Here is a 22,497-nt window from a genome sequence, read left to right on the forward strand (position 1 = left end):
CCGCGACGGGTCGCTCGCCGTGAGTTGGCTAACACAGCCACGGCATCGGCTCCGTCGTCGCGGGACGGAGCCCGCGACGGGTCGCTCGCCGTGGCTGGTTACAACGCCTGATCGAACGCCGCCTGCAGATCCGCCTTCATATCTTCGATATGCTCGACGCCGACGCTGACCCGGACGAGGCCGTCGGTCAGCCCCGCGGCCAGCCGCTCCTCCTTGGGAATCGCGGCGTGGGTCATCGTCGCCGGCTGCTCGATGAGGCTCTCGACGCCGCCCAGCGACTCCGCGAGGGTGAACACCGTAGTCTCGGCGACGACGGTGCGGGCCTCCTCCAGCGTCCCGTTGAGCTCGAAGCTGAGCATGCCGCCGAAGTCGTCCATCTGTTCGGCCGCCAGCTCGTGATCGGGGTGGGACTCCAGCCCGGGGTAGTACACCCGGTCGACCACCTCGTGGTCCTCCAGCCAGTGGGCCAGTTCGTGAGCGTTCTCGCAGTGTCGGTCCATCCGGACGGGCAGCGTCTTCGTCCCGCGGAGCACGAGAAAACAATCGAACGGCGAGGGGGTGGCGCCGACGGAGTTCTGGTAGAATCCGATGCGCTCGTCGAGTTCGCGGTCGTCGACGACGAGCGCGCCGCCGATGACGTCGGAGTGGCCACCGAGATACTTGGTGAGCGAGTGGCTGACGATGTCGGCGCCGTGCTCGAGCGGGCGCTGGAGCATCGGCGTCGCGAACGTGTTGTCGACGGCGCTGAGCGCGCCGTACTCGTCGGCGATGTCGGTCAGCGCATCGATATCGTTGATGTTCATCAGCGGGTTCGTCGGCGTCTCGACCCAGAGCAGTTCCGTGTTCTCCTGCATCGCCTCCTGCACCGCCTCGTGGTCGGTGGTGTCGACGAAGTCGAACGCCAGGTCGTAATCCTCGTACACCTGGGTGAAGATGCGGTGGGTGCCACCGTAGACGTCGTCGCCGGCGACGACGTGGTCGCCCGACTCCAGCAGGTTGAGCACGGTGTTGATCGAACCCATCCCCGAGGAGAAACAGCGACCGAACTCGCCGCCCTCCAGTGCGGCGAGGTTCTCCTCCAGGTCCGTCCGCGTGGGGTTCCCGGTCCGGGAGTACTCGTAGCCACGGTGTTCGCCCGGCGCGTCCTGCTTGTACGTGGAGTTCGCGTAGATCGGCGTCATCAGTGCGCCCGTCTCCTCGTCGGGCTCCTGCCCGGCGTGAATCGCACGGGTCTCGATGCGCTCCTGGTCGGGGTCGGCCTCGTCGCTCATACCCACATCTCTGGCGGTGGGGGCCTGACTGTTCCGCTTTCGGCACGGCCCGGTGGGGAGCTCGGTGGAACGGACTCCACAAAGGATTTGTCAGTCCTCACTAACTTTCGAAACGATGCTCTCCATCGACGACGTGCGACGCAGACGACTCCTCGGTGGGCTCGGCACAACCCTGTTCGCCCTCGGTGGCTGTCTCAGCCGCGGTCCCGCAAGCACCGAGCCGACCGGAACGCCGAGGTGATCTTCGTCCCCGAACGCAGCCACGACACGCCGGAGGAGCCGCTGACGAGCGAGTTCCACCGCCTCGACCGGACGAGCGGTGAGGCGACAGCGGTGGGAACCCTCGACGGCGTCGACGCGGCCACGGTCGCCGACGGCGACAGCTACGCCATCGCGGGTGACCGGCTCGTCTCGCTGGATGGCTCTGGCGGCGAGCGCTGGTCGTACTCGCTCCCAGGGCCGGGCGTCGAACTGTTCCCGGGCCCGGAAGGCGTCGTCGCCGTCGCGAAGAAGGCGGGGCTCTCCGGGGGCGGGAACCGCGTCATCGGGGTCGGCCCGGACGGCGAACGGCGCTGGCGCCACGACGTTCCGGAGGCCCACGATGCGGACGTGGTACTGGCCGACGACATCGTCTACGTCGGCGGCGGCGAGGGTGTCGCCGCCGTCCGCCTCGACGGTACCCTCGAGTGGCGCGACGGCCGGCCCGGCGGCTGGCCCGTCGTCGACGAGTCGACCGACCGGCTCTACACCCGTTCGGGCACGCGAGCGGACACCGTGGCGGCGTACGCGCCGGGCGGCGGGCACCGGTGGACGTTCGACCCCGGAACGAGTGACGCCTGGCCCGCGACGGTCACCGACGACGCGGTGCTCGTGACTGCCATGACCGGCGAGCACGCTAGCGAGCCGTCCTACACCGTCTACGCCCTCGATCCGGAGACGGGGCGTGGCGGGGCGCTGACGCAGGTAGAGACGATATTCGCCGCCGAACCCGTGAGGAGCCGGGCCTACCTCGCGGCGGGGAGCAAAATCCACGCCTTCGAGGCGTCGCCCGGGAGCTGAACCGGGGCGCGGAGGCCACCCGCTGAATCGGGACGCGGACGCCAACCGCCCACATCCGGCAGGCGAGAACGCACCATTTATACGCCGACCCGCAGTAATCCACGGCAAGACCATGCCTAGCTCCAACGGGCCCACCACCGGAACGCGGAAGAAACTCGCCAACCACCCACGTGACCGCGGTACGTCCCCGCCCCAGCGGGCCATCGCGGAGTACGACGAGGGCCAGAAGGTCCACCTCGTGCTCGACCCGTCCACCCGCGACGGCCGGTTCCACCCCCGCTTCAGCGGCCACACCGGCGAAGTCATCGGCAAGCAGGGCTCGGCGTTCAAAGTCCAGATCACCGACGGCGGGAAGGAGAAGACGCTCATCGTGAAGGCAGCCCACCTGCGCGCGCAGGAGCAGTAGGATGACGATATTCAAAGAGAAAGTCGACGAGGAGTATCTCACCGCTTCGGAGGTGAAAGCCGAACTCGCGGAGGTCGAGGAGAAACGCGCCGCCGACGAGGACCGCGAACTCCGCTACGAGCTCGCACGCGCCATCGAGCACGTCAACCGGTTCGCGCTGCTCGACCCGAAGGAGGCCCGCGAGCTCGTGGGCCGCCTCGAGGAGCTCGACAAAGTGAACGAGCAGACGGCCCACAAGGTCGCCGACCTGCTACCGCGTGACCGGCACGAGCTTCGGTCGGTGTACGCACAGGAGCGCTACTCGCTCTCCGGTGAGGAGCTGGACGCGATTCTCGACATCGTCGCCGAGTACGCCTGATACTGCCGGACAGAACGATACAACCATCGCTCGCCGTGAATCGGCCGTCAAGTTCGTGTGAGAGCCAGAGACTGGTGAGCAACTCTGTATTGACTTCTGTCCGGCAGTATGAACAGCCACCGGCTGCCTCGACAGTTCTCTCTCGACGTTCCCCTAACCAGCGACCGCCTCGCACGCCGGGCGACGGCTTAAGTGCCGGGCCATCATAGGGCGAGCATGACTGACGCCAACGGCGAGACAGCGAACGAAGAGGACGCCAGCGGCGCCGACGAGAGCGAGGAGGACGGCCGCGACGAAGAGTACGCGGTCGTCCTCGATCACCTTCCCTACGGCCGTCCCGACGACGACCGCCCCCAGCATCAGAAACCAGAGGTCGCTTACGCGGTGGGCGAGGGCTCGTTCGACCTGTTCGAACTTACGTTGGCAGAGGATGCCGACGTGAGCATCGGCGACCGGCTCGTCGTCGCCCCGGAGGCCGACCGCGAGATCGTGAGCCGCTACCGCGAAATCCAGTACGAGGACCTCTCTCGCGGCGCCGAGCAGGAACTGGAGTACGTCGTCGAGGAGATCGTCGACCGTCACGCCCAGCGGTTCCTCGACTACTTCACCGAGGCCCAGCCGCTCACACTGCGGCTCCACCAGCTCAATATTCTCCCGGGGATCGGCGAGAAGCTCCGCAATGACATTTTGGACAGCCGGAAGTACGACGGCCCGTTCGAGAGCTTCGAGGACCTCGAGGAACGCGTCTCCGGACTCCACAACCCCAAACAGATCGTCGTCGACCGGATCATGGAGGAGCTCACCGAGGACGAAATCAAATATCGCGCGTTCACCACGGGGTCGTGAGCCGCCGCCGGCGCTGATATCGGCGGAGCGGGGGCTTTAACGCCGGCGACACGGTAGAGCCTCCAATGACCGCGCCGGAGCCCTCTCGCGACCCCCGTGACCCCGACGCCCTCATCCGCCGAGCGAAGCGTGGGAACCCGGAGTTCGACCAGCATTTCCTCGTCGACGACCGGGTGCTGGACCGGATCACGGGCTATCTCCCCGAGGACGCTGACCGCTCGCATCTTCTCGAAATCGGCGGCGGCACGGGTGTGCTCACCGACCGGCTGCTCCTGGCCGCCGACCACGTCACCGTCGTCGAGCGCGACGCCGACCTCGCCAGATTCCTCCGCGAGGAGTTCGCCGACGAGATCGCCGAGGACCACCTGACCGTGCTGGAGGGCGACGCACTGGAGCTCGCGCTCCCGGAGTTCACCGCCAGCGTCTCCAACCTCCCGTACGGCGTCTCCTCGGAGATCGCGTTTCGCCTGTTGCCTGAAAAGAAGCCGCTGGTGTTGATGTTCCAGCGGGAGTTCGCCGAGCGGATGGTCGCCGAGCCCGGCGAGTCGGCGTACGGCCGGCTCTCGGTGTCGGCCCAGCATTACGCCGAGGTAGAACTTGTCGAACACGTGCCCAAAGAGGCGTTCGACCCGCAGCCGGCGGTCCAGAGCGCGATCGTGCGCTGTAGGCCACGGGACCCGGCCTACACCGTCGCCGACGAAAGCTTTTTCCTCCGATTCGTAAAAGCGCTGTTCACCCAGCGCCGGAAGACGATGCGCAACGCCGTCCGCAACACCGGCCACATCTCGGGACTGGAGACGCCCGACGCCGTCGTTGAGGCCGCCGCCGAGTCGCTGATGAGCCGCCGGGCAGGGACTGTTACGCCGACCGAGTTCGCCGAACTGGCGGCGCTTGCCGCCGAGGTGGACCCGGGCATCGAGATGGCAGCCGACAGCCCTGAACGGGGGAACGGGGGTGGGTAGGTGCCGGGTAATCGCGGGATCTCAGACCTCAGTCAGTCGACGTTCCCGACGGTCCCGCTTCAGCTCGTCGCGACGATAGCCACGCTGGCGCTGCTCGCCGGCGACGACGAGGTGGAGCAATGACCGATACTAACCGGGATGTGACCGGCCTCGCGGAACAGCGCGGCCTCGAGATGCAGGTGTACCAGCCCGCGGAGGACTCGGCACTGCTCGCTGAGGCCGCCGTGGAGTTCGCTCGCGGGCGCACGCTCGAAGTCGGAACCGGGTCGGGCTGGGTCGCCGCGACGGTCGCCGAGGAGGGCGACCCCGAACGGGTGGTCGCCAGCGACCTCAACCCGCACGCCTGCCGGTCCGCGCGGGAGCGCGGCGTCGAGGCGGTCCAGGCCGACCTGCTCGATCCGTTCGCCGCCGACAGCTTCGAGACGGTACTGTTCAACCCGCCGTATCTGCCGACAGCCCCCGAAAACGAGTGGGACGACTGGATGGAGCAGGCGCTCTCCGGTGGGGAGAGTGGCCGGGAGCTCATCGAGCCGTTCCTCGCCGACCTCGACCGGGTGGTCAGTACCGGCGGGCAGGCGCTGCTGCTCGTCTCCTCGTTAACTGGCTACGAGGAGGTTATCGACCTGATTCGGGAGGCCGGGTTCACTCACGAGGAGGTTCGCCGGGAGTCCTACCCGTTCGAGTCGCTCTCGATTCTGCGGCTGACGCAGCTCCGGACCTGCGGGTAGGCGTCGCAAGCCGGGTTGAAACAGTTTTGCGAGGGAAGAGCGCTCCGTCGAGCGTCTTCCTGCATCGTTCAGCGCACGTGGTTGCGCGCACTGCACCTCGGCGGCGTCGCCGCCTCGGCGTCGAGGCCTGGCGGCCTCGGTCGATGCGAGGGAAGGGATTTGAACCCTTGGACCTCTACAGGAGCGGATCTTGAGTCCGCCGCCGTTTCCGAGCTTGGCTACCCTCGCACACAGTCGGTGGAAGTGAGCCATCGGGGTTTAACGCTCCGGTTCACGACGATCGTACGCACCGGAGCTTTCAGGCATCTGCCGCCCCTGCGACCGGGTAATGGGCGATCACACCCGGGACCACACCGTCGGACCGCCGATTTCCGGCAACCCGAGCGGGTGGCAGCAGGACCGAGCCGTCTCGAACGGCTGGGAACACGGAACCCTTCGCCGAGCGGTGATTCACGGCGTCCGCCTCTTCAACGCTGGCGCATTTCACGAATCACACGACTGTTTCGAAATCGAGTGGTACAACTACGGCAGCGGGACCGAGGAGAGTGCGTTCCTCCACGGGATGGTCCAGGTCGCGGCGGGTGCGTACAAGCACTTCGATTTCGAGAACGACGACGGGATGCGGAGCCTGTTCAAGACGGCCCTCCAGTACCTCGATGGCGTCCCGAACGACTACTACGGGGTCGACGTCGTCGACGTGCGGACGACGCTCGCGGAGGCGCTCGACCATCCGCCCGTTCTGGAGGGCTGGCAGATCGAACTGGACGGGGCGCGACCGGACGCGCGAGCCGAGGACTACGAATACGCCGAAGCGCTCGACTGATGAAACCCTTCGCCGCCCCGGAGGGGAACTCGTGATCCCCCCAGAGCGCGTCGCCGCCGCGGAGTACGCCAAACGTCGGGTGCTGGCGACGGTCACCGAGACGCAGTTCGGCGTGTTCGTCCACGACGCCGCACACGCCCACCGGGCACCGGCGACCCAGCTGGTCGACGCCCGCCTCCCGAGCGATGGCGGCGCCCAGGTCCCGGACGAGGCTCCCGGCGCGGCCGAACACGGCGAGGACACGACGGTGCTCACGCTGCTGGACCGCCTGGATTCGCTCTACGACCAGTACAGCTTCGACCACCGCATCCTCGCCGGCGTGGACCGCGAGACGTTCGCCAGACTCACACCGGTGCTGCGGAAGCGCGGCTACGACCGGGAGCTCTACTGGGCGCTCGTCCCTCACCTCCTCGACGAGCCGCCCGACGGCCCGCCAGGGTTCCGAATCGAGGCGAAATCCCACGGCAGTGATGACGCCCAGGCAGTCCACGAAGCAGTCGGCCGGAGCCCCGCAGGTATCGCCTACGCCGCCGATATCGCGCGGGCGCTCGACGGCACCGAACTTGTCGGCTATCGCCGTGGCGACCCAGTGGGCGTCGCCGGCTGGTACGTTCACAACGACGGTGATGACGCCGTCGCGCGGTTCACCCACGTCGGTGTCCACCCCGACACCGAGGGCCAGGGCATCGGCTCCGCACTGGTCGCGGCGGTTGTCGAGCACTGTCCCCTTCAGCCGGGACGGCTGGTCGTCTGTGCCACCGAGGGGAACAGCGGTTTCTACGAGGGGCTGGGTTTCGTCAGGAACAACCTGCTCTGGCGGTTCGCCCGGTTCCCCTGAGCCGAAGGGCGTTGTCCCAACCCATAACGCCTTTGCCCCAGGCACGCAGGCAGCGGTATGCACGACCGCGAACTTCTCTTCGACCTCTCGGCCGCACAGGGCCCCGTCGGCCACGAGGACGCCGTCCGAACCGTCGTTCGGGAGGCGCTCGAACCCGAAGTAGACCGCCTGGAAACGGACCCGATGGGGAACGTCGTCGGCACGGTTGAAGCGGACAGCGACCGCGAGGTCGTCGTCGCCGCCCACATCGACGAGATCGGCTTCATGGTCACCCAGATCACCGAGGACGGCTTCCTCCAGGTCGCATCGCTGGGCGGCTGGAACGCCCAGATTCTCCGTGCCCAGCCAGTCACCGTCCACACCGAAGTGGGAACGCTCCCGGGCGTTATCGGCGCCGAGCCGGCCCACACGCGCGACGAGGACGAGTTCGAGGATATCGAGGACGTCGCCATCGACCTGGGGCTGGACGGTGAGGAGGCGGCTGAACAGGTGAGCGTCGGCGACGTCGTCACCCTCGACACCCAGCCGCGGGAGCTCGGGGACTGTGTCACCGGGAAGGCACTGGACGACCGCGCAGGCGTCTACGCGATGCTCGCGGCCGCGCGCCAGACCGAACCCGACGCGACAGTCCACTTCTGTGCCACCGTCCAGGAGGAGGTCGGTCTCCGGGGCGCACGCGCGATCGCCACCGATGAGGCGTTCGACCCGGAGCTGGCCATCGCGCTCGACGGCACGCTCGAACGCGGCGTGCCGGGTGTCGACGAGGCCGACCGTATCAGCGAACTCGGCGCCGGCGTCGGCATCAAGCGCAAGGACGCCTCCGTCGTGCCGAGCCCCGACGTCGTCGACTGGCTGACCGCCGTCGCCGAGGACGAGGAGATCGACCATCAGCGCGAGGTCGCCTGGAATATCGGCACCGATACCGGCTCGCTCCAGTTCGACGGCGGTGCGGTAGCCGCCAGCGCGCTCTCGATTCCCGTGCGCTATCACCACTCGCCGGTCGAGACGGCCCATCAGAACGACCTCGACGCCACGGTCGAACTTCTCGCGGCGGCACTCGGACGCACCGGCGAGCTGGTCGACTGACCAGAGCGGACAACTGACCCCCAGTGGGGCGCTCGCGGCCCCGCCCGATAGCGGAACGCCCCGTCGCAGCCGGTTCCTTCTTCAGCATCCGTGGCCTCCACGGAGATATGCACATTCACCAGCTGGGGGAGGGTCAGCCGGAGACCGCCGTCGTCGCCGGCATCCACGGCGACGAACCCTGCGGGGTGCGCGCGGTCGAGCGGCTCCTCGCCGAGGAACCAGCCGTCGACCGGCCTGTGAAGCTCATCATCGCCAACGAGGAGGCACTGGACGAGGAGGAACGGTTCATCGACGAGGACCTCAACCGCGCGTTCCCGGGCGACCTCGACGCCGGGAGCCACGAGTCACGGCTCGCCCACGAACTCGCCCGCGAGATCCAGGGCTGTACGGTACTCGCGCTCCACTCCACACAGTCCTACGCCGAACCCATCGTCGTCATCGACACCATCGACGAGATCGCGCGCTCGATCGCGCCGTTGCTCCCCACCGACGTGGTCATCGAGACCGACGAGCACACCGAGGGTCGGCTCATCGAACACGCCCATACGATCGAGGTGGAGTGCGGGCTCCAGGGCACCGACCAGGCCGCCGAGAACGCCTACTGGCTGCTTCGGGCGTTCCTGGCCGCAACCAACGTGCTCCCGGGGCCATTGTCGGACGACCGGCTCACCACCCCGGAGCGCAGCGAGGTGCAGGTGTTCCGACTCGACGGCCCGATCCCGAAACCACCGGGGACAGCGTACGACGTAGTGGTCCCGAACTTCGAGAAAGTCGAAGCCGGCGAGCGGTTCGCGATCGCCGACGGCGAGGCGCTCACCGCCGACGAGCCGTTCTACCCGGTGTTGCTTTCGGCGGAGGGCTACGACGAGATATTCGGATACGCGGCCACGGCCGCCGGCACGCTGGAGTAAGCCGCCCGCGTGGCAGCTCCGCTTCGGTACGTTTATTTCCGCAAGCGGGCTCTTGCTGGACATGAGTGGACGCCCGCTCGACGTTCTCGAGGAGTCGCTCGCAGAGCCGGTAACGGTCCACCTGAAAGACGGGGATTCGTTCTACGGTACGCTCGCGGGCTACGACCAGCACATGAACGTCGTGCTCGAAGCGGCCGAGGCAAGCGCGGAGCTTCTCGGCGAACTCGATGTCGTGGAAGTGGACAACACAACGATTATCCGTGGAGACAACGTGGTTTCAGTAAGTTTATGACCGGCGCAGGAACGCCATCCCAAGGGAAGAAGAACAACACGACGCATACGAAGTGCCGCCGCTGTGGCGAGAAGTCCTACCACACGAAAAAGAAGGAATGTTCCTCGTGTGGCTTCGGGAAGAGCGCGAAGCGTCGAGATTACGAGTGGCAGTCGAAGGCTGGCGACAACTAACGAGTTCTGCGGTCGCTCTCTCCTGAACGTCGGCGCTCGCGCGCAAGCAGTCTTCTCGGTGCTGTACAGTTGAGCGACGGCTCTTTTGACCGCGATCAAGGAGCCGCGGCGCTAACGACGCCGATACACGTCGATATCGACGGCCGCGGCCACAATACACAAACGTGTATTACTCAGCCCCTCGGGAGTGGAGATGAGGCACGATAGCGGGGATTTTTACTTCCTGAACCCCCAGCAGTATCCATGCACACGGGTTCGGCCGAGGGGCCGGCCGGCGGTGACGGGATGCGCGAGAAATGCGGCGTCATTGGCGTCGCACTCGAAGAGCGCGAGGCTGCCCACCCCTGCTACTACGGGCTCTACGCCCTCCAGCATCGGGGCCAGGAGTCGGCAGGCATCGTCACCCACGACGGGTTCCAACAGCACGACCACGTCGAGATGGGGCTGGTCGGCGAGGCGTTCGACGAGCGCGATATCGAGGAGCTCCAGGGCTCGACGGGTGTGGGCCACGTCCGCTATCCGACTGCGGGCAGCGTCGACAAGGCCTGCGCCCAGCCCTTCACTGTCTCCTTCCGTTCCGGGTCGCTCGCGCTCTCACACAACGGCAACCTCGTCAACGCCGACCAGATCCGCGACGAGCTCGCCGCCGAGGGCCACGCGTTCACCTCCGACGGCGACACGGAGGTCATCGCCCACGACCTCGCACGCAACCTGCTCGATGAAGACCTGGTCCGGGCGGTCAAGCGCACCATGGAGCGCGTCCACGGCTCCTACGCGCTGACAGTGATGCACGACGAGACCGTCCTTGGCGTTCGGGATCCCCAAGGGAACCGCCCGCTCTGTATCGGGAAACTCGACGACGGCTACGTGCTTGCCAGCGAGTCCGCCGCCATCGACACCCTGGGCGGCGAGCTCCTGCGAGACGTAAGACCCGGTGAACTGGTTCTGCTGGAGCCGGACGGCTCGGGCTTCGACAGCTACCAACTCATCGAGCAGGAGAACACCGCCCACTGCTTTTTCGAGCACGTCTACTTCGCCCGGCCGGATTCGGTTATCGACGACTCGCTGGTCTACGACACCCGGCGGGGGCTCGGAGCCCGGCTCTGGGAGGAGTCGGGCACCGAGAGCGACGTGGTGATGCCGGTGCCTGACTCCGGGCGCGCGTTCGCGTCAGGCTACGCCGACGCCGCCACAGAGGCCATCGGCGACGACGCGCCGGAGTTCGCCGAGGGGCTGATGAAGAACCGCTACGTCGGGCGGACGTTCATCATGCCCAGCCAGGACCAGCGCGAACAGGCGGTCCGGCTGAAGCTCAACCCAATCCGCTCGACGGTGGAGGGGAAATCGGTCACGCTCATCGACGACAGCATCGTCCGGGGGACCACCTCGACACAGCTCGTTTCGCTGCTGAAAGACGCCGGCGCCGAGGCGGTCCACCTCCGCATCGGCGCACCCGAAATCATCGCGCCCTGCTACATGGGTATCGATATGGCGTCCCGCGACGAACTCATCGCCGCCGGCGGCGACAGCGAGGACGTGCGGGAAGCCATCGATGCCGACTCGCTCGCCTACCTCTCCGTCGACGGCGTCGCCGAGGTGCTTGGCGAGTCCCGCGCGGATCTCTGTCTTGGCTGTGTGACCGGGGAGTACCCCTACGACATCGAGGGTGAGGAGAGCGACCGGGACGTCTCTCGCCCCGACGTAGCCGATGTCCCAGCGGACGACTGATAGTGATTACTGCGAGTCTGTCCCGCCGTGACCATCCGCGTCGGTGATGGGAGCCCCAGAACCGGCGGCGTTCGACACCGTCGATGAACCTATTCGCCGTAATCACTACGAGGCGAACCGGGCAAACACGTGAGCACCCACGTCGGAGACGCTCTCGAAACCGATGGTCGTCAGTGAGGGTCAGGCCGTTCGGTTCGTGCCCGGCGAGTACCAGACCGGCGCGAACAGACACGCCAGAGTGGCTGTCGTGCTCGCGATCGTGGCTCCGACGGGGAGGGACGCAGTTCGGATGCCACTCGACTGCCCGGACTGCGGTGAGGGCTCTCGCCGGAGTGACAGGACGGCGAGGTGCGGCTCGCCTGTCCGAACTGCGGTAGAGAGCAGCCAACCCGCAGCTGTCGGCCCTGTGGTCGAGCGGAGATGCTGGTTACGGCTGGCGGCGCCCGGGGCGAAACGGTCGTCTTCTGCCCCGACTGGGGGGCCGAACCTCCCGAGCCACGGTGGGGTGCGTGAGCGAGGAACTGGTCCCGGGCCCGGCGCTACACCACGACGTAGACGAGCAGATACACGACGACACCGAGGGCGAACGAGATGGCCCAGAGCGGCGCCGCGATCCGGCCGACGCGGCGGTGGTTCGTCGTTGGGATCTCCGCGATCGGATGGCTCCACGCGAGCAACAGGGTGTAGAACAGCAGCGGGACACAGACGATCGCGAGCGTGATGTGGACGCCCAGAATCACGTGATACGCGGTTTCCAGAGCCCCCGTCGCGGGGAACGGCGTCGGGCCGACGAGCGCGACGCGGTACAGGTAGCCGACCAGAAAGAGCGCGAACAGGCCAAAGGCGGTCCCCATCAGCATCCGGTGGCGCTCGACGTTCCCCTGGTGAATCGCCCGGACGCCGGCGACGATGACGACCAGCGCCACGACGCTGATGGCGGCGTTCAGATGCGGGATGGCCTCGACGACAGCCGACGGCGCCCGGGGGAGGCGCCCGGCAGGAACGACCCGGAGGGCCGCGGCGAACACCAGCGCGAGCGAGACGGCCGAAATCGCAGTCGCGACGGCGGCGACGTGCTCGCGAACGCGGGCACGAACGTTCATGTCCGAAGGTGGGTGCGAGAGGGGATAAACGCCCGGAAGCGTACCAACGGAACGGAGGCCAGGCGGCTGGCGAGGCACGCCCTGGTCGGTTCCACCGAACCGGCGCGACACGGTTTCGGCCGGGCTGTATCCCACCAACACCATCGGCCAGACTGTCTCACCCAAGGCTACCGGAATTTTCCCTGGGAATCAAGGGTATTTTCGAAGCGATAGGGTTTCGAGTGGGAAGAACCTGGACGGATACACGATATAAGCCCAAGTGGATGGAAACCCGCGGTTGCGTCCGTCAGCCGCCGATGAGGACCGTTTCGCTCCTTAATGCCACCTGATCCCTGTGTTGGGACTACTGAGATATCATGTCCGATGCATTCATTCCAGACGACGAGACGGATTTCAGTGAGGCGCTCACCGAACTCATCGAACGCGCGTACACCAACGGCACCGACCCCGAGGGCGCCTGGAAATGCAGCATCGACGGCAACGGGAACTTCCACTGGGACGTACGAATCACCCGAGTTCAGTACGACGACGATGACGACTGACGGGATACAGCATTACTGATAAACGTCCTGAGTATCCACCCAAACTGTTACCCACGTCCACCACTTAGAAGTCCAAAGTAATGAGGGATATGCACTCTAAGCAACACCTACACTGGGGAGCCTTCGAGTGAGCGTTATCGTCGAGTTCTCCATTCCCGGGGAGGACTTTATTCTCGGACGGGCGCTACAGGAGGCGCCGGGACTCTCTGTCGAACTGGAGAAGATGATCCCGACGGGGAACACAGCCATCCCCTATTTCTGGGTGGTCGGTGAAAACAAAGAGCTGTTCGACGCCGTACTCGAGCACGAGCCCGAACTGTCCGAGTTCGAAGTCATCGACGAGCTAGACGGCCGACGCCTCTATCGTGCGGAGTGGGACCCGTCCGCTGACACGTTCATCCAGACGATAGTGGACCACGACGCAATCCTACAGGAGGCCGGCGGCGACGCCGAGTCGTGGGGTTTCCAGCTGCGGTTCGCCGACTCACACGACCTCTCGGAGTTTCACACGTACTGCCGCGAACAGGATATCGACCTGACGGTCGAGAGCCTCTACAATCCCATCGAGCCGGAGACGATCGAAGTGGGTGAGCTGACCGAGGCACAGCACTCGCTCATCGAGCGCGTCTACGACGCCGGCTACTTCGAGGTGCCGCGGAAGGTGACGCTGGTCGAGATCGCCGAGGAACTGGGCATCTCCGACCAGGCGGTGAACGAGCGGCTCCGGCGAGGGTTGAACACGCTCATCGAGGCGACGCTGAAGTCCAATACCGACCGGAAGACGTAACGCCGAGACCCCTCGGGCACTATCGCCCGACTGAGACGGGGACGAATGGAAGGGCTTTTACTCGGGCGAGCGGAACACCTGAATGCAGAAAGTGTACCTGAGCGTGGGTAGCCAAGCTAGGCCAACGGCGCAGCGTTGAGGGCGCTGTCCTGTAGAGGTCCGCCGGTTCAAATCCGGTCCCACGCACTTTCCGTACAGTGTAACTCCCCCAGCCAGTTTTGTCGATACCGGGTTTCGTCCGAGCCGGGAAGCGTTTTCTCTCGGTTCACCGCTGGTGCCCGGTCCGTTCCCCAGCGGACGTCGGTCTCGTTGAGGAGCGCAAGCGCAGGACCGAATCTGAGCACTATCTATCGTCGCTGGTCTGGCAACGACGCTTTGGGTGAGGAGTTGTCCTGAGGGCCAATCGCCACCCGCACGAAGGGCCTGGTCGCGAGCCTGGCCGCTGTCATCGGCCATTGTTTGCAGGCCTTTCGACTCGTCGCCGAGTCTGTTGGTGCGTGGCTTCGGCCCATCGAGTTTCTCGGGCCCCTGATAATTACGGTTTGGCTCGGCGCGGTGCTCCGCGATTTCGCTGATGGATGACTGCCGTGGTCGGCCGCCGAGGCTGGGCGTGTGGCTGCACCACGCTGGCGCTCGTGTTCGACGTCGACGTGTTCGTCTGGGTCGGGGTAGCTGTCGGCTCGTCTGTAGTCGCGTTCGTCGGGGGTTCGGTGGCTGTCGGCTCGTCTGTGGCCGTCTCCTCTGGTGGTAACTGGACCGTGAACGTCGCAGTCGCAGCTGCCGACGTGTTGTTCGCGGGCGTGACCTGAACAGTGTACGTTCCCGACGAGTTGGCAGCCAACTCGACCGAGAAGGAATTTTCTGTGACAGTGACGTTTTTCTCGTGAATCGTCTGGCCCCGGGACTCGAGTGTGACCAAGACGGTGTCGACCGACGCATTCCCCCTGACAGTAATGGAAGACGATTCGAGCGTCGAGTTGTTCTGGGGGGCCTCAATCGTCGGGGTGGGGACGGCTCCCGCAGTCTCTCCACCGCCATCATTCCATGACAGTACCGATGCAAAGGGGACGGATAGCCCAAATGATGATGCGACGTAGGTCGCAATAACGCCCAAGACCAGTACCCCAACCACGATACCGAAAATGGCAGCTCCCTGTTTGTACGTATCCGCCTGTTCGTCGCCGGTCGCTCCCGACGCAGTGGCTGTCGATAGCATCGGTAACTGTCGGCGCAATCGCTTGCCGAGTTCCGCGCTACTGATCGAGGTTCGCTGTTGGAGCGTTCGTAGGTCCTTCTCGATATTCGTGAGCGTCTTCTGGATGTATTCCTCCTCGACCTGGGCGCGCCAGGTCTCGAGTTTTTCGGCGGTGTCCCCGAGCGGCTGTAAGCCGCGATAGGTGCCCGGTTCGACGAGGAGGTCGAACGTATCAAGCGAGACGTTCGCGGCGTCGTCGACGATCGCCCCGAAGCCGGCATTGCCGTTCTGGACGAAGGCGTTCAGGGTGGCGAGTGCCGACTCGTGACTCCCGACACCGAAGGAAAGTCGGTGGCCGTTCCGAAGCAACGCATCGATTGCATCGTGATCATACCGATCACCAGGCGCCTCATCCGTCGTGTCAGTCAGCGTGTCGTAAACACGGACATCGTCCAGGCCCGTGACGAGCGTCATGCCAAGCTCCTGTTCGACGCGGCGTTCGAGGGCTTGTTTGAACGAGTCGAAAAGCCGCGAGCGTGATTTGGTCTCGTATTTCGCGTAGAACTGTTCGGACCGGCCACTCTCAGATTCTCGTGCCCGAAAGAAACAGTAGATGGTCAGCTGCTGACCGGTTTCGAGGGCGAACCGGACGCGTTCGAGGAAGAAGCGCTGAATCCGGTCGTTTTGCGTCGTTGACTGCCCGTCGTACTTGGTTCCTTCCGAGGTGTAGATTGTGAGTTGCGGCATGCTTACCACCGTCCGAGTTTTTCGAGGAGTCGGTCGAAGCCGACCGTCGTGACCGAGCCGTTTTCATCCCGAATCGGCACGCGCTCTCCATCTTCGTTCACTCGCGTTTGATAGTACACCGGGTGAATCTCCGACCCGGCGGTCTCGCTCACGAGGCTTTCGACCTGTTCACTCTGGCGGAGCCGCTCGTTGACATACTCCTTGAAATCGTCGTAGTAGCGGTGGGCTTCGAGTCCGCGTTCCTGTTGAAACTCCTCCGCGAGGTGGTCCGATTTGGTCGCCACAAGCAGGACGCCTTTGCCTTTCGCGGACTGGAGGATACTGAAATACTCGGAGATTTCGAGTGGCTCGTTGTCGACGAACTTTTCGACATCGATCAGGAAAATCAGGGTATCAGCGGCGCGGATGTTTGTGACCAACGCTCCCAGGACATCGTCAGTCTCGTCGAGTGGCACCGCCTCAGTCAGCACGTCAGGGAGCTTGTTGAGCCACTCGCCAGCGTAGTCCGCCCCCGTCAGTTGGACGTTTTTCGGAAAGATTGTTCCGTGAATGTACTGGAAGTCCAGTTGTTTCACCTCCCCAGGGTTGGTGGATTCGAGGAGCCAGTCTGCGTTCATCCGGTCGAGTTCTTCGACCATCTCCATGAGGTCCTGACTCGGATTCATCGGCGTATGTGATTCTTCGGTTCGGGAGCGTTCGAGACCCTGCAGGTACGCGCCGATGAGAAAGAGACTCTTCCCGGATTGTCTGGGCCCGAGGACGAAAAAGCGCTGTTCGGCGTCGTATCTGACGAACTGGCGGAGAGTGACGAGGAACAGTCCGGACACCAGAATGTGTGAGGCCAGGTTCTCCTGAACGAACGTCACCTGAAACTGGTCTGGCGGGACAATAGCGGCCTGAGAACCCGTGACGAGGAGGAAGTCGGAGTAGCGAATGTGGTACTCGAGCAACGCGAGGATGGTCACACCGAAGACGAACAGATAGATGTACCGCGCCGCACGCCGAAACTCCCATGCCTCAGGGTTGTTCCTGGGGACGAGTTTCTTACCTCCTCCGGTAACGACGCCGGCAACGACCCCGCCAAACAGCCACTGCCAACTCTGGACAAAGTTGACTTCGGGCAGGAACAGTCCCATCGACTGCAATGCGAACAGGGAGATGAGGGTGCCAAGCCACAGCAACACTGCCTGCCAGCGCTTCTTCGGGTCGATCGTCATCAGGGTGAGGAGGCCGATGAACACGCCGAAAACGAGGACACTCACCTCTTCGAGCGTCAGTCCGATGAGGCGGCGGAGCGCGAGAACGCTGCGAACGATGTGGGCCTCTTGCCAGGCCCGCCCCCACATCGACGAGAGCGGCGCCGTCAGCACCAGCATCACGGCGAAGTATGCGCCGAGCTTGGCTTTCTCGATGTTTTCCCGAACCGTCACGATGACGTTCATTCTGAATCGTCTTTCTGCTGTGAGGGCGCCGTTGGCCCGTCCCGTGCTTGTTCACCTGCACTGAGCTGAACCCGTTCGATGTAGCTCTCCAGGAGTTCCTCGGTTATCGTTCGGTCGTCTCGCAGGAAGAACTCGACATCTCGTTCAGATTCGATGTTCAGGAGGTCAGACCGACGCACGTACATCCCCTGATCGAGGCCGTAACTGTGGTGGACCAGGATGTCGTCGCCGAGGGTTTCTCGCCGTCGCTGGTAGCCGCTGGCGTAGCCCTCCGCCTGCACCATCTTCCGGAGGTTGTCGAGGAAGACGCCATCGATGAAAACCGCCAACCCGATGTCCCACGGCCCACCCACATCGCGCTGCCAGCTCGTGTACGGGCTGTTGACGCGTTTTCCACTGGCGCCAAGGTCGAAGGCTCCACTGAAGATGTCCTCGAAGTCGAGGGCCTCGGGATCCATCTGTTCGATCGCCTGGCTCAACACCGCCACCCGCACTTTGAGGTCATCGTACCGAGATCGACCCTTGCTGAACTTGCGGCGGGCCAGCCCGGTGTACTGTTCGTTGCGGGCGTTCCCGGCGAGCTCCTCGAGATGGGTTCGCATGCGCTGACTCTCCCCCCGGTTCTTCAACAGTTCGCTCGCCGCGATATCCGCACTGCCGGTCGCTCGAAAGACGTCCACTGGGCGAACGTTCTTGACGTAGACGTAGTCGTCGTCAGCGGTCGACACCGTTCGGGAGGAATCCTCGTCGTACTCGGCTCGCGCCGTATTGAACGCCTCCAGGTTCTCCGTGAACGCGTCGCGGCGGTGGTTGATGTTCTGGAAGAGGTCGATGGTCGCCTGATAGGTCTGGCGCTTTTCCCGGGTCTCCGTCATCGCGGTTTCGAGTTCCTCCTTGCGCTGTTCGACCGTCTCCGTGCCCTCGATCTCCCGCTGAAACGCACGACCCGCGATCTCACGGACAGTCTCGGTATCAGCGCCATGGCGGAGTTCCACTCGAAGATCCTCCTCGAGACCGGCGGTGAGCTCTTCGAGATGCTCGGTGAACGCCTCGATGATCTCCGACTCGAGCGCGTTGCGACGATGGTCGACGTCCGAGAGCAGATACTCCGGGGAGAATTCGATCTCCACGTCGAACGTGCTCGGAGTCCCGAGGGAGAACACCCCACGGGAGTCGAGTTTGTTCTTCTGCATCCGATAATCCTTGTGTGCTTGCTCGCGCGTCTCCTCAGTCGAACTCGTCCACGGCGTGAGCCGCTCGAAGAGCGTGGTCTCCTGGTGCATCTCCAGGAACGCGATGCGGGCTTTTCGGAGGTCGGCCAGTGAACTCCGGATGTCCTGGCGATCCTGTTGGAAATCGACCCCGATGTGGTCGAGCTTCCCCTCGATCTCATCGAGCACCTTCTCGAGGGGGTCGGCACTGACGTTTTCGACCGCCTCGAGCGTATCCGCGTTGACGATCGCAGTCCGGTATTCATCGACTGCCGCCTCCAGACCGGTGAGGTCAGATTCCAGCGAGAGCTGTTCTATCTCGTTGAGCGTCCCGAGTGTCGCTTCGATCTGTCGGAGCAGGGTCGTAACGTTGCGGTCGATCTCTTCGGCTTGCTCGTTGCGCAGGCGCTCGAGTTCCGCGGTCGTTTCCGTCAGTTCTTCCTCGAGGCGGTCCTGGTTCTCTTCTAACTCATCGAGATCCGCGTCGAGGCGTTGCATCTTCACCCCCGGATTGACGCTGCCGCTTCCGGCGCCGAGAAGGTATTCGATCGTATCACGGATTCTGTTGTCGTCGATCGCTTTCCGTTGCTCGAAGCGGCGCTTCCGTTGGGCGATGAGTTGGAGATCGGTTTCGAGAATCTCCGCCAGGTGTTCGTCGATATTGTCGACGAACGACCCACTCGACGTATCCACGGCGCGGATCGAGCCGAGGATGATCTCGATCTGCTCGGTGATGTCGTCTCCCTCGTTCCGCGCGTCGGAGACGATCTCGGAGAACACCGAGACGGATTCGTACTCGAGTTCGTGGAAGAGTTCGAACGCGAGTAACTCCTCGACTTTCTCGATGCGTTCGGTGAGGTCAGTTTCGTCCAGATCACGGAGTCCGGTCTCCTCGTCAGTAATCTCGTCGTACTGCTTGGCGAGGAACCGACCGACGGCAGTGTAGAGTTCGTCTTCTGCCTGCATCGATGCTTCTTTTTGATCGAGGATGTCACGAAGCGCGTCGCGCCCCTCGGTAATCGCTTCAACGTTATATCGGAGAATCTGGGGAATTCCGATCGTAAAGGGTGCATAGGAGGGACTCGACGCGAACGGGTCCTCCAGGTTCTGTGTGTTGTAGTACGATGCGAGAAGATAGACGATCGCCTCGTCGAGTTCGTTGAGCAGTTCCCCAGTCTGGATGCGATTGCCGGTCTTCCCGTCGAATCCAGTTGGGTCGATTGGGAGCAGAACACAGTCCTTGAACAGGTTCTGGTTGGTCAGGCTGAGATATTCGAGTTCGGACAGCGCGGCAAAGGCGTTCGTGTTCTCTTTGATCCCTTCGGTGTGGTTCGGAAGCACGCCAAAGAGCGTGATTTCGGCCGTGCGTTGTCGAGACTGAATCTCACTCGCCAGATCCGCAAGAACACCGGATCCCGTCCCACCCCCAAGGCCCATGAGAATGGCGACTTTCCCTTTCTCTGGCAAGTCGATGAACGTCTTCATCTGGTCGTCTTCGGCGTAGGATTTGTAGTAGATCCCCTTCCCGAGCCCCCGTTTCCTGACGACACCCCGAGCAAAATCAAGATTCTCGTTGATATGTTGCTCTTGTAACCACCAGTCTTCCTCGTTCATCCCGTTCCCTGCAGCGATTCGGGGGACTGCATCGTCTCCGAGAAGGTCTATACTGCCACTGAGCTGGATATCCTCCGTAATGAGTTTGTATTCGATGTCGACATCTCCAATACGGTTCGAGCTCTCCTCCCGGAGTTCGTCTTTCACCTCGGAGATTCGAGTTCGAATCTCCTGGATGCGGTTTCTGTCACTGTTTCGCTCACCAAGAGCAGTATCGAGAATGGAGACGGTCAGTGACTGGGGATTCGGTCGAGGTTGGAGGATGTCTTCGATTACCCAGTCCGATTCTAAGAGCGTGAACGCAATTTCTTTTCCTGCACCACCCACAGCGAAGACCCTGTCTGGTAGTCTCATTGGAGTGTGTTTCAGAAAACAATCAGTTCTATTTCCTTAGCTATTAACCGCTTATCGGGATTATCGTCTGGCTAATCTGACAAAATTGTCCGTTTTGAACGGGAAGCGTGTGTATGTTACAGCGCTTCGATGAGAAAGCCCACAATAGAGCGCTCTCGCCACGAGGATCGCAAACCCACGTGGGTGCTGGATCCGGCTGAGTAGCTCACACACGGACCCATCGTCGTCACCATCCTCGGATGCGGCGTCATCGGTGCTGGTCGGCAACTCCTCCAACCAGCCGAACACTGCTCCTGTGACGGGGAGTACCGAGAGGGACAGCAAGAAGGGCGACCGCCACCCGACCATGCCACCGAGGCCCATCATCATGGAGAAGAATGTACCACTCGTCCCAACCCTGCGGTAGTGCCCCTGCACAGTGGTCTCCCAGCAACCGGCACCATCGGCGGAACGAACGCACGTCAGTCCGGGCCCGTTGACGAACGCTCCATACTGGCTGGTTCATCCATACGGAACCCCGCGACGGCTGCGAGGAGACTCGCGACGGCGAGAAGGAGGAGCGCCGGCGTGAACGATCCGGTGATATCATGCAAGAGCCCGATCAAAAACGGGCCTGCGAACCCGCCGACCTCTCCGACTGTGAAAATCAGTCCGGTCGCAACTGCGGTCAGACTCGGGCCGATACCGTCCAGTTCGATCGGAATCGCCCGAATCAGTGGGGAGAGTCCGCCGATGACGAAGGTCCCCACGAGTGCGAGCGAGAGCAGAAGGACTGGGGGACGACTCGCGACGATCAGCCCTATCAGCCCAACTGCCCCTGCAAGCCCAGAGACGATGATCGGGAGCCGACGGGTCCCGTACCGATCGGAGATGGCGGGAACAGCGACGATTCCGAGAACACGAATGAGAATAAACAGACTCGTTATCGTCCCCGCCAGCGTCGGCGACATGCCACGCGTCTCGAGGATCGTCGGGAGCCAGTTCGAGAGACCGTGCGTGATGAACAGTCTGACGGTCCCGATGACGACCAGAAGCAAGAGACCGTAGTGTGTGAAAACGCGAGCGAGGTCGCTCCGCATCGAATACACCGAGAACGACTGGTCGTCGCCGCGTGTCGAGAACGTCTCGACGCGACCCCAGAGCTGGCCTGAAACGACAGTCCACAGGCCGGCGAATGCGACGACAGCCACGCCGGTGTAGAAGAAGAAGGGCCGCCAGCCGCCGACGAGCGGTCCGACGAGTGATCGCCCGGTTGCAAAGACGGTCGCACTACCGAGAGTTGCACCGACGATATACACCGAGGACATCGTCCCGGACCGGTCGGGCGGGAAGAGTTCCGAAACGAGTTTTGGCAATCCGAAGGTGATGGCAGTTCCGCCGATACCCAACAAGAGTGTCGGGAGTAGAATCGTCGTGAATGCCGTCGAGACGCCTCGGAGTAGATGCCCGATTCCGATCACGAACAGGCCGACACTGAGTGACTGCCGTGAACCGAGCCGGTCGATTGCGAGACCGGAGACCAAAGAGAGCGGGATATAGCTGAGTTGGACGGCACCGGTAACCACCCCGGCCTGGGTGCTCGAGAGTCCCAAGTCCTCGATTATCGGAACGAGATACGCGGCCAGAGAGAACCACGAGAACGTATACAGGAAATAGCCGGCGCTTGCAACGGCGAGCAGCACGTACGACTCGACTGACGGTTCCTGGTTGGACACGACTCCTGTCAGTCACTATGCGGAATTGTCGACATGACGTTACTGGTTTGGCGTAGACCAGGCAATCGATACTCTCCGACCGAGCGCTCGTGATGAATAGGCCTACTGAAACCCGCTGGAGCTGTTCGGAACCCGGTACTGAGTACAGCGGACAGCGCCAGCACCGGCCACCGATTCAATTGCGTTCCGAGAATGACTCGACGGCGCTACAGCTCCTGAGGCAGCATCGAAAGAAAACGGAACTGAGAGAGTCGAAAGAGCGGCCGGCTGCCGTTCAGCCAAGTCGCCTGCTCGGTGCGACTCGAC

General features: G+C 63.6%; 23 protein-coding genes and 2 tRNA genes. 18 read left to right on the forward strand and 7 right to left on the reverse strand.

The window, feature by feature from the left end; translation table 11 throughout:
- Positions 1 to 98 precede the first annotated feature (98 nt).
- The gene (locus tag V5A38_RS09140) at positions 99 to 1,271 is read right to left on the reverse strand and encodes a cystathionine gamma-synthase (RefSeq protein ID WP_332325453.1); all 1,173 of its coding nucleotides are present in this window, start codon (positions 1,269 to 1,271) and stop codon (positions 99 to 101) included.
- A 115-nt stretch (positions 1,272 to 1,386) separates the two neighbouring features.
- Between V5A38_RS09140 and V5A38_RS09145 the strand changes: the two genes are divergently transcribed.
- The 8 genes from V5A38_RS09145 to V5A38_RS09180 all read left to right on the forward strand — a co-directional run bounded on the left by V5A38_RS09145 (position 1,387) and on the right by V5A38_RS09180 (position 5,630).
- Positions 1,387 to 1,512 carry a hypothetical protein gene (locus tag V5A38_RS09145; RefSeq protein WP_332325454.1) on the forward strand — a complete coding sequence of 42 codons (126 nt, stop codon included), beginning with the start codon at positions 1,387 to 1,389 and terminating at the stop codon, positions 1,510 to 1,512.
- On the forward strand, positions 1,509 to 2,330 hold the full coding sequence (locus tag V5A38_RS09150) for a PQQ-binding-like beta-propeller repeat protein (RefSeq protein ID WP_332325455.1): 822 nt from the start codon (positions 1,509 to 1,511) through the stop codon (positions 2,328 to 2,330). Before V5A38_RS09145 ends, V5A38_RS09150 begins: the two co-directional genes overlap by 4 nt.
- 112 nt (positions 2,331 to 2,442) lie before the next feature.
- Entirely contained in the window at positions 2,443 to 2,736 is a 294-nt protein-coding gene (locus V5A38_RS09155) for a 50S ribosomal protein L21e (RefSeq protein WP_332325456.1), read from the forward strand.
- Between the two features lies 1 nt (position 2,737).
- A complete protein-coding gene (locus V5A38_RS09160; RefSeq protein WP_332325457.1) occupies positions 2,738 to 3,094 on the forward strand; it encodes an RNA polymerase Rpb4 family protein in 357 nt (118 codons plus the stop codon).
- A gap of 216 nt (positions 3,095 to 3,310) precedes the next feature.
- The gene (locus tag V5A38_RS09165; protein ID WP_332325458.1) at positions 3,311 to 3,940 is read left to right on the forward strand and encodes a DUF655 domain-containing protein; all 630 of its coding nucleotides are present in this window, start codon (positions 3,311 to 3,313) and stop codon (positions 3,938 to 3,940) included.
- A 65-nt stretch (positions 3,941 to 4,005) separates the two neighbouring features.
- Positions 4,006 to 4,902, forward strand: coding sequence for a 16S ribosomal RNA methyltransferase A (locus tag V5A38_RS09170; protein ID WP_332325459.1), 897 nt, complete (start codon positions 4,006 to 4,008; stop codon positions 4,900 to 4,902).
- A complete protein-coding gene (locus V5A38_RS09175) occupies positions 4,903 to 5,025 on the forward strand; it encodes a hypothetical protein (RefSeq protein WP_332325460.1) in 123 nt (40 codons plus the stop codon).
- A complete protein-coding gene (locus tag V5A38_RS09180; RefSeq protein ID WP_332325461.1) occupies positions 5,022 to 5,630 on the forward strand; it encodes a HemK2/MTQ2 family protein methyltransferase in 609 nt (202 codons plus the stop codon). Before V5A38_RS09175 ends, V5A38_RS09180 begins: the two co-directional genes overlap by 4 nt.
- A gap of 144 nt (positions 5,631 to 5,774) precedes the next feature.
- Here V5A38_RS09180 and V5A38_RS09185 read toward each other — a convergent pair.
- A tRNA-Leu gene (locus V5A38_RS09185) sits at positions 5,775 to 5,858 on the reverse strand.
- Between the two features lie 100 nt (positions 5,859 to 5,958).
- Between V5A38_RS09185 and V5A38_RS09190 the strand changes: the two genes are divergently transcribed.
- The 7 genes from V5A38_RS09190 (at position 5,959) to purF (ending at position 11,481) form a co-directional block, all read left to right on the forward strand.
- On the forward strand, positions 5,959 to 6,453 hold the full coding sequence (locus tag V5A38_RS09190; RefSeq protein WP_332325462.1) for a DUF309 domain-containing protein: 495 nt from the start codon (positions 5,959 to 5,961) through the stop codon (positions 6,451 to 6,453).
- Between the two features lie 31 nt (positions 6,454 to 6,484).
- Positions 6,485 to 7,291: a GNAT family N-acetyltransferase gene (locus V5A38_RS09195; RefSeq protein ID WP_332325463.1), complete on the forward strand. Its 807-nt coding sequence runs from the start codon at positions 6,485 to 6,487 to the stop codon at positions 7,289 to 7,291.
- A gap of 57 nt (positions 7,292 to 7,348) precedes the next feature.
- Entirely contained in the window at positions 7,349 to 8,377 is a 1,029-nt protein-coding gene (locus V5A38_RS09200) for a M20/M25/M40 family metallo-hydrolase (RefSeq protein WP_332325464.1), read from the forward strand.
- A 107-nt stretch (positions 8,378 to 8,484) separates the two neighbouring features.
- On the forward strand, positions 8,485 to 9,288 hold the full coding sequence (locus tag V5A38_RS09205) for a succinylglutamate desuccinylase/aspartoacylase family protein (protein ID WP_332325465.1): 804 nt from the start codon (positions 8,485 to 8,487) through the stop codon (positions 9,286 to 9,288).
- Positions 9,289 to 9,349: 61 nt separating this feature from the next.
- Positions 9,350 to 9,580, forward strand: coding sequence for an LSM domain-containing protein (locus tag V5A38_RS09210; protein ID WP_332325466.1), 231 nt, complete (start codon positions 9,350 to 9,352; stop codon positions 9,578 to 9,580).
- Positions 9,577 to 9,753 carry a 50S ribosomal protein L37e gene (locus V5A38_RS09215; RefSeq protein WP_332325467.1) on the forward strand — a complete coding sequence of 59 codons (177 nt, stop codon included), beginning with the start codon at positions 9,577 to 9,579 and terminating at the stop codon, positions 9,751 to 9,753. Before V5A38_RS09210 ends, V5A38_RS09215 begins: the two co-directional genes overlap by 4 nt.
- A 285-nt stretch (positions 9,754 to 10,038) precedes the next feature.
- On the forward strand, positions 10,039 to 11,481 hold the full coding sequence (gene purF, locus V5A38_RS09220; protein ID WP_345786280.1) for an amidophosphoribosyltransferase: 1,443 nt from the start codon (positions 10,039 to 10,041) through the stop codon (positions 11,479 to 11,481).
- Between the two features lie 539 nt (positions 11,482 to 12,020).
- Here the strand turns inward: purF and V5A38_RS09225 are convergent.
- Positions 12,021 to 12,584 (reverse strand): DUF420 domain-containing protein, encoded by a 564-nt coding sequence (locus V5A38_RS09225; RefSeq protein ID WP_332325469.1) that lies wholly within the window; start codon positions 12,582 to 12,584, stop codon positions 12,021 to 12,023.
- 356 nt (positions 12,585 to 12,940) lie between these two features.
- Here V5A38_RS09225 and V5A38_RS09230 point away from each other — a divergent pair, with 356 nt between their 5' ends.
- The 3 genes from V5A38_RS09230 (at position 12,941) to V5A38_RS09240 (ending at position 14,099) form a co-directional block, all read left to right on the forward strand.
- Positions 12,941 to 13,126, forward strand: coding sequence for a hypothetical protein (locus V5A38_RS09230; RefSeq protein WP_332325470.1), 186 nt, complete (start codon positions 12,941 to 12,943; stop codon positions 13,124 to 13,126).
- A gap of 127 nt (positions 13,127 to 13,253) precedes the next feature.
- Complete coding sequence (locus tag V5A38_RS09235; RefSeq protein WP_332325471.1) at positions 13,254 to 13,913, forward strand: helix-turn-helix domain-containing protein; 660 nt, start codon at positions 13,254 to 13,256, stop codon at positions 13,911 to 13,913.
- Between the two features lie 101 nt (positions 13,914 to 14,014).
- Positions 14,015 to 14,099: transfer RNA gene (locus V5A38_RS09240), tRNA-Leu, on the forward strand.
- 349 nt (positions 14,100 to 14,448) lie between these two features.
- On the opposite strand, the gene V5A38_RS09245 is transcribed toward V5A38_RS09240, so the two are convergent.
- The 4 genes from V5A38_RS09245 to V5A38_RS09260 form a co-directional block, all read right to left on the reverse strand.
- Entirely contained in the window at positions 14,449 to 15,855 is a 1,407-nt protein-coding gene (locus V5A38_RS09245) for a hypothetical protein (RefSeq protein WP_332325472.1), read from the reverse strand.
- 2 nt (positions 15,856 to 15,857) lie between these two features.
- Positions 15,858 to 17,297 carry a hypothetical protein gene (locus V5A38_RS09250; protein ID WP_332325473.1) on the reverse strand — a complete coding sequence of 480 codons (1,440 nt, stop codon included), beginning with the start codon at positions 17,295 to 17,297 and terminating at the stop codon, positions 15,858 to 15,860.
- A complete protein-coding gene (locus tag V5A38_RS09255; protein WP_332325474.1) occupies positions 17,294 to 20,449 on the reverse strand; it encodes a tubulin-like doman-containing protein in 3,156 nt (1,051 codons plus the stop codon). Before V5A38_RS09255 ends, V5A38_RS09250 begins: the two co-directional genes overlap by 4 nt.
- Positions 20,450 to 20,937: 488 nt before the next feature.
- Entirely contained in the window at positions 20,938 to 22,191 is a 1,254-nt protein-coding gene (locus V5A38_RS09260) for an MFS transporter (protein ID WP_332325475.1), read from the reverse strand.
- Positions 22,192 to 22,497 lie beyond the last annotated feature (306 nt).

It is taken from the genome of Halolamina sp. (genome assembly GCF_036626355.1).
Classification (GTDB): domain Archaea; phylum Halobacteriota; class Halobacteria; order Halobacteriales; family Haloferacaceae; genus Halolamina.

What these genes read in the sequence shown, in the direction of transcription:
- V5A38_RS09245 (WP_332325472.1), bottom strand. Translation starts at nt 15,855, where the DNA reads ATGCCGCAACTCACAATCTACACCTCGGAAGGAACCAAGTACGACGGG.
- V5A38_RS09225 (WP_332325469.1), bottom strand. Translation starts at nt 12,584, where the DNA reads ATGAACGTTCGTGCCCGCGTTCGCGAGCACGTCGCCGCCGTCGCGACT.
- V5A38_RS09165 (WP_332325458.1), top strand. Translation starts at nt 3,311, where the DNA reads ATGACTGACGCCAACGGCGAGACAGCGAACGAAGAGGACGCCAGCGGC.
- V5A38_RS09215 (WP_332325467.1), top strand. Translation starts at nt 9,577, where the DNA reads ATGACCGGCGCAGGAACGCCATCCCAAGGGAAGAAGAACAACACGACG.
- V5A38_RS09230 (WP_332325470.1), top strand. Translation starts at nt 12,941, where the DNA reads ATGTCCGATGCATTCATTCCAGACGACGAGACGGATTTCAGTGAGGCG.
- V5A38_RS09250 (WP_332325473.1), bottom strand. Translation starts at nt 17,297, where the DNA reads ATGAACGTCATCGTGACGGTTCGGGAAAACATCGAGAAAGCCAAGCTC.
- V5A38_RS09210 (WP_332325466.1), top strand. Translation starts at nt 9,350, where the DNA reads ATGAGTGGACGCCCGCTCGACGTTCTCGAGGAGTCGCTCGCAGAGCCG.
- V5A38_RS09155 (WP_332325456.1), top strand. Translation starts at nt 2,443, where the DNA reads ATGCCTAGCTCCAACGGGCCCACCACCGGAACGCGGAAGAAACTCGCC.
- V5A38_RS09180 (WP_332325461.1), top strand. Translation starts at nt 5,022, where the DNA reads ATGACCGATACTAACCGGGATGTGACCGGCCTCGCGGAACAGCGCGGC.
- V5A38_RS09145 (WP_332325454.1), top strand. Translation starts at nt 1,387, where the DNA reads ATGCTCTCCATCGACGACGTGCGACGCAGACGACTCCTCGGTGGGCTC.
- V5A38_RS09170 (WP_332325459.1), top strand. Translation starts at nt 4,006, where the DNA reads ATGACCGCGCCGGAGCCCTCTCGCGACCCCCGTGACCCCGACGCCCTC.
- V5A38_RS09190 (WP_332325462.1), top strand. Translation starts at nt 5,959, where the DNA reads ATGGGCGATCACACCCGGGACCACACCGTCGGACCGCCGATTTCCGGC.
- V5A38_RS09140 (WP_332325453.1), bottom strand. Translation starts at nt 1,271, where the DNA reads ATGAGCGACGAGGCCGACCCCGACCAGGAGCGCATCGAGACCCGTGCG.
- purF (WP_345786280.1), top strand. Translation starts at nt 10,039, where the DNA reads ATGCGCGAGAAATGCGGCGTCATTGGCGTCGCACTCGAAGAGCGCGAG.
- V5A38_RS09205 (WP_332325465.1), top strand. Translation starts at nt 8,485, where the DNA reads ATGCACATTCACCAGCTGGGGGAGGGTCAGCCGGAGACCGCCGTCGTC.
- V5A38_RS09200 (WP_332325464.1), top strand. Translation starts at nt 7,349, where the DNA reads ATGCACGACCGCGAACTTCTCTTCGACCTCTCGGCCGCACAGGGCCCC.
- V5A38_RS09160 (WP_332325457.1), top strand. Translation starts at nt 2,738, where the DNA reads ATGACGATATTCAAAGAGAAAGTCGACGAGGAGTATCTCACCGCTTCG.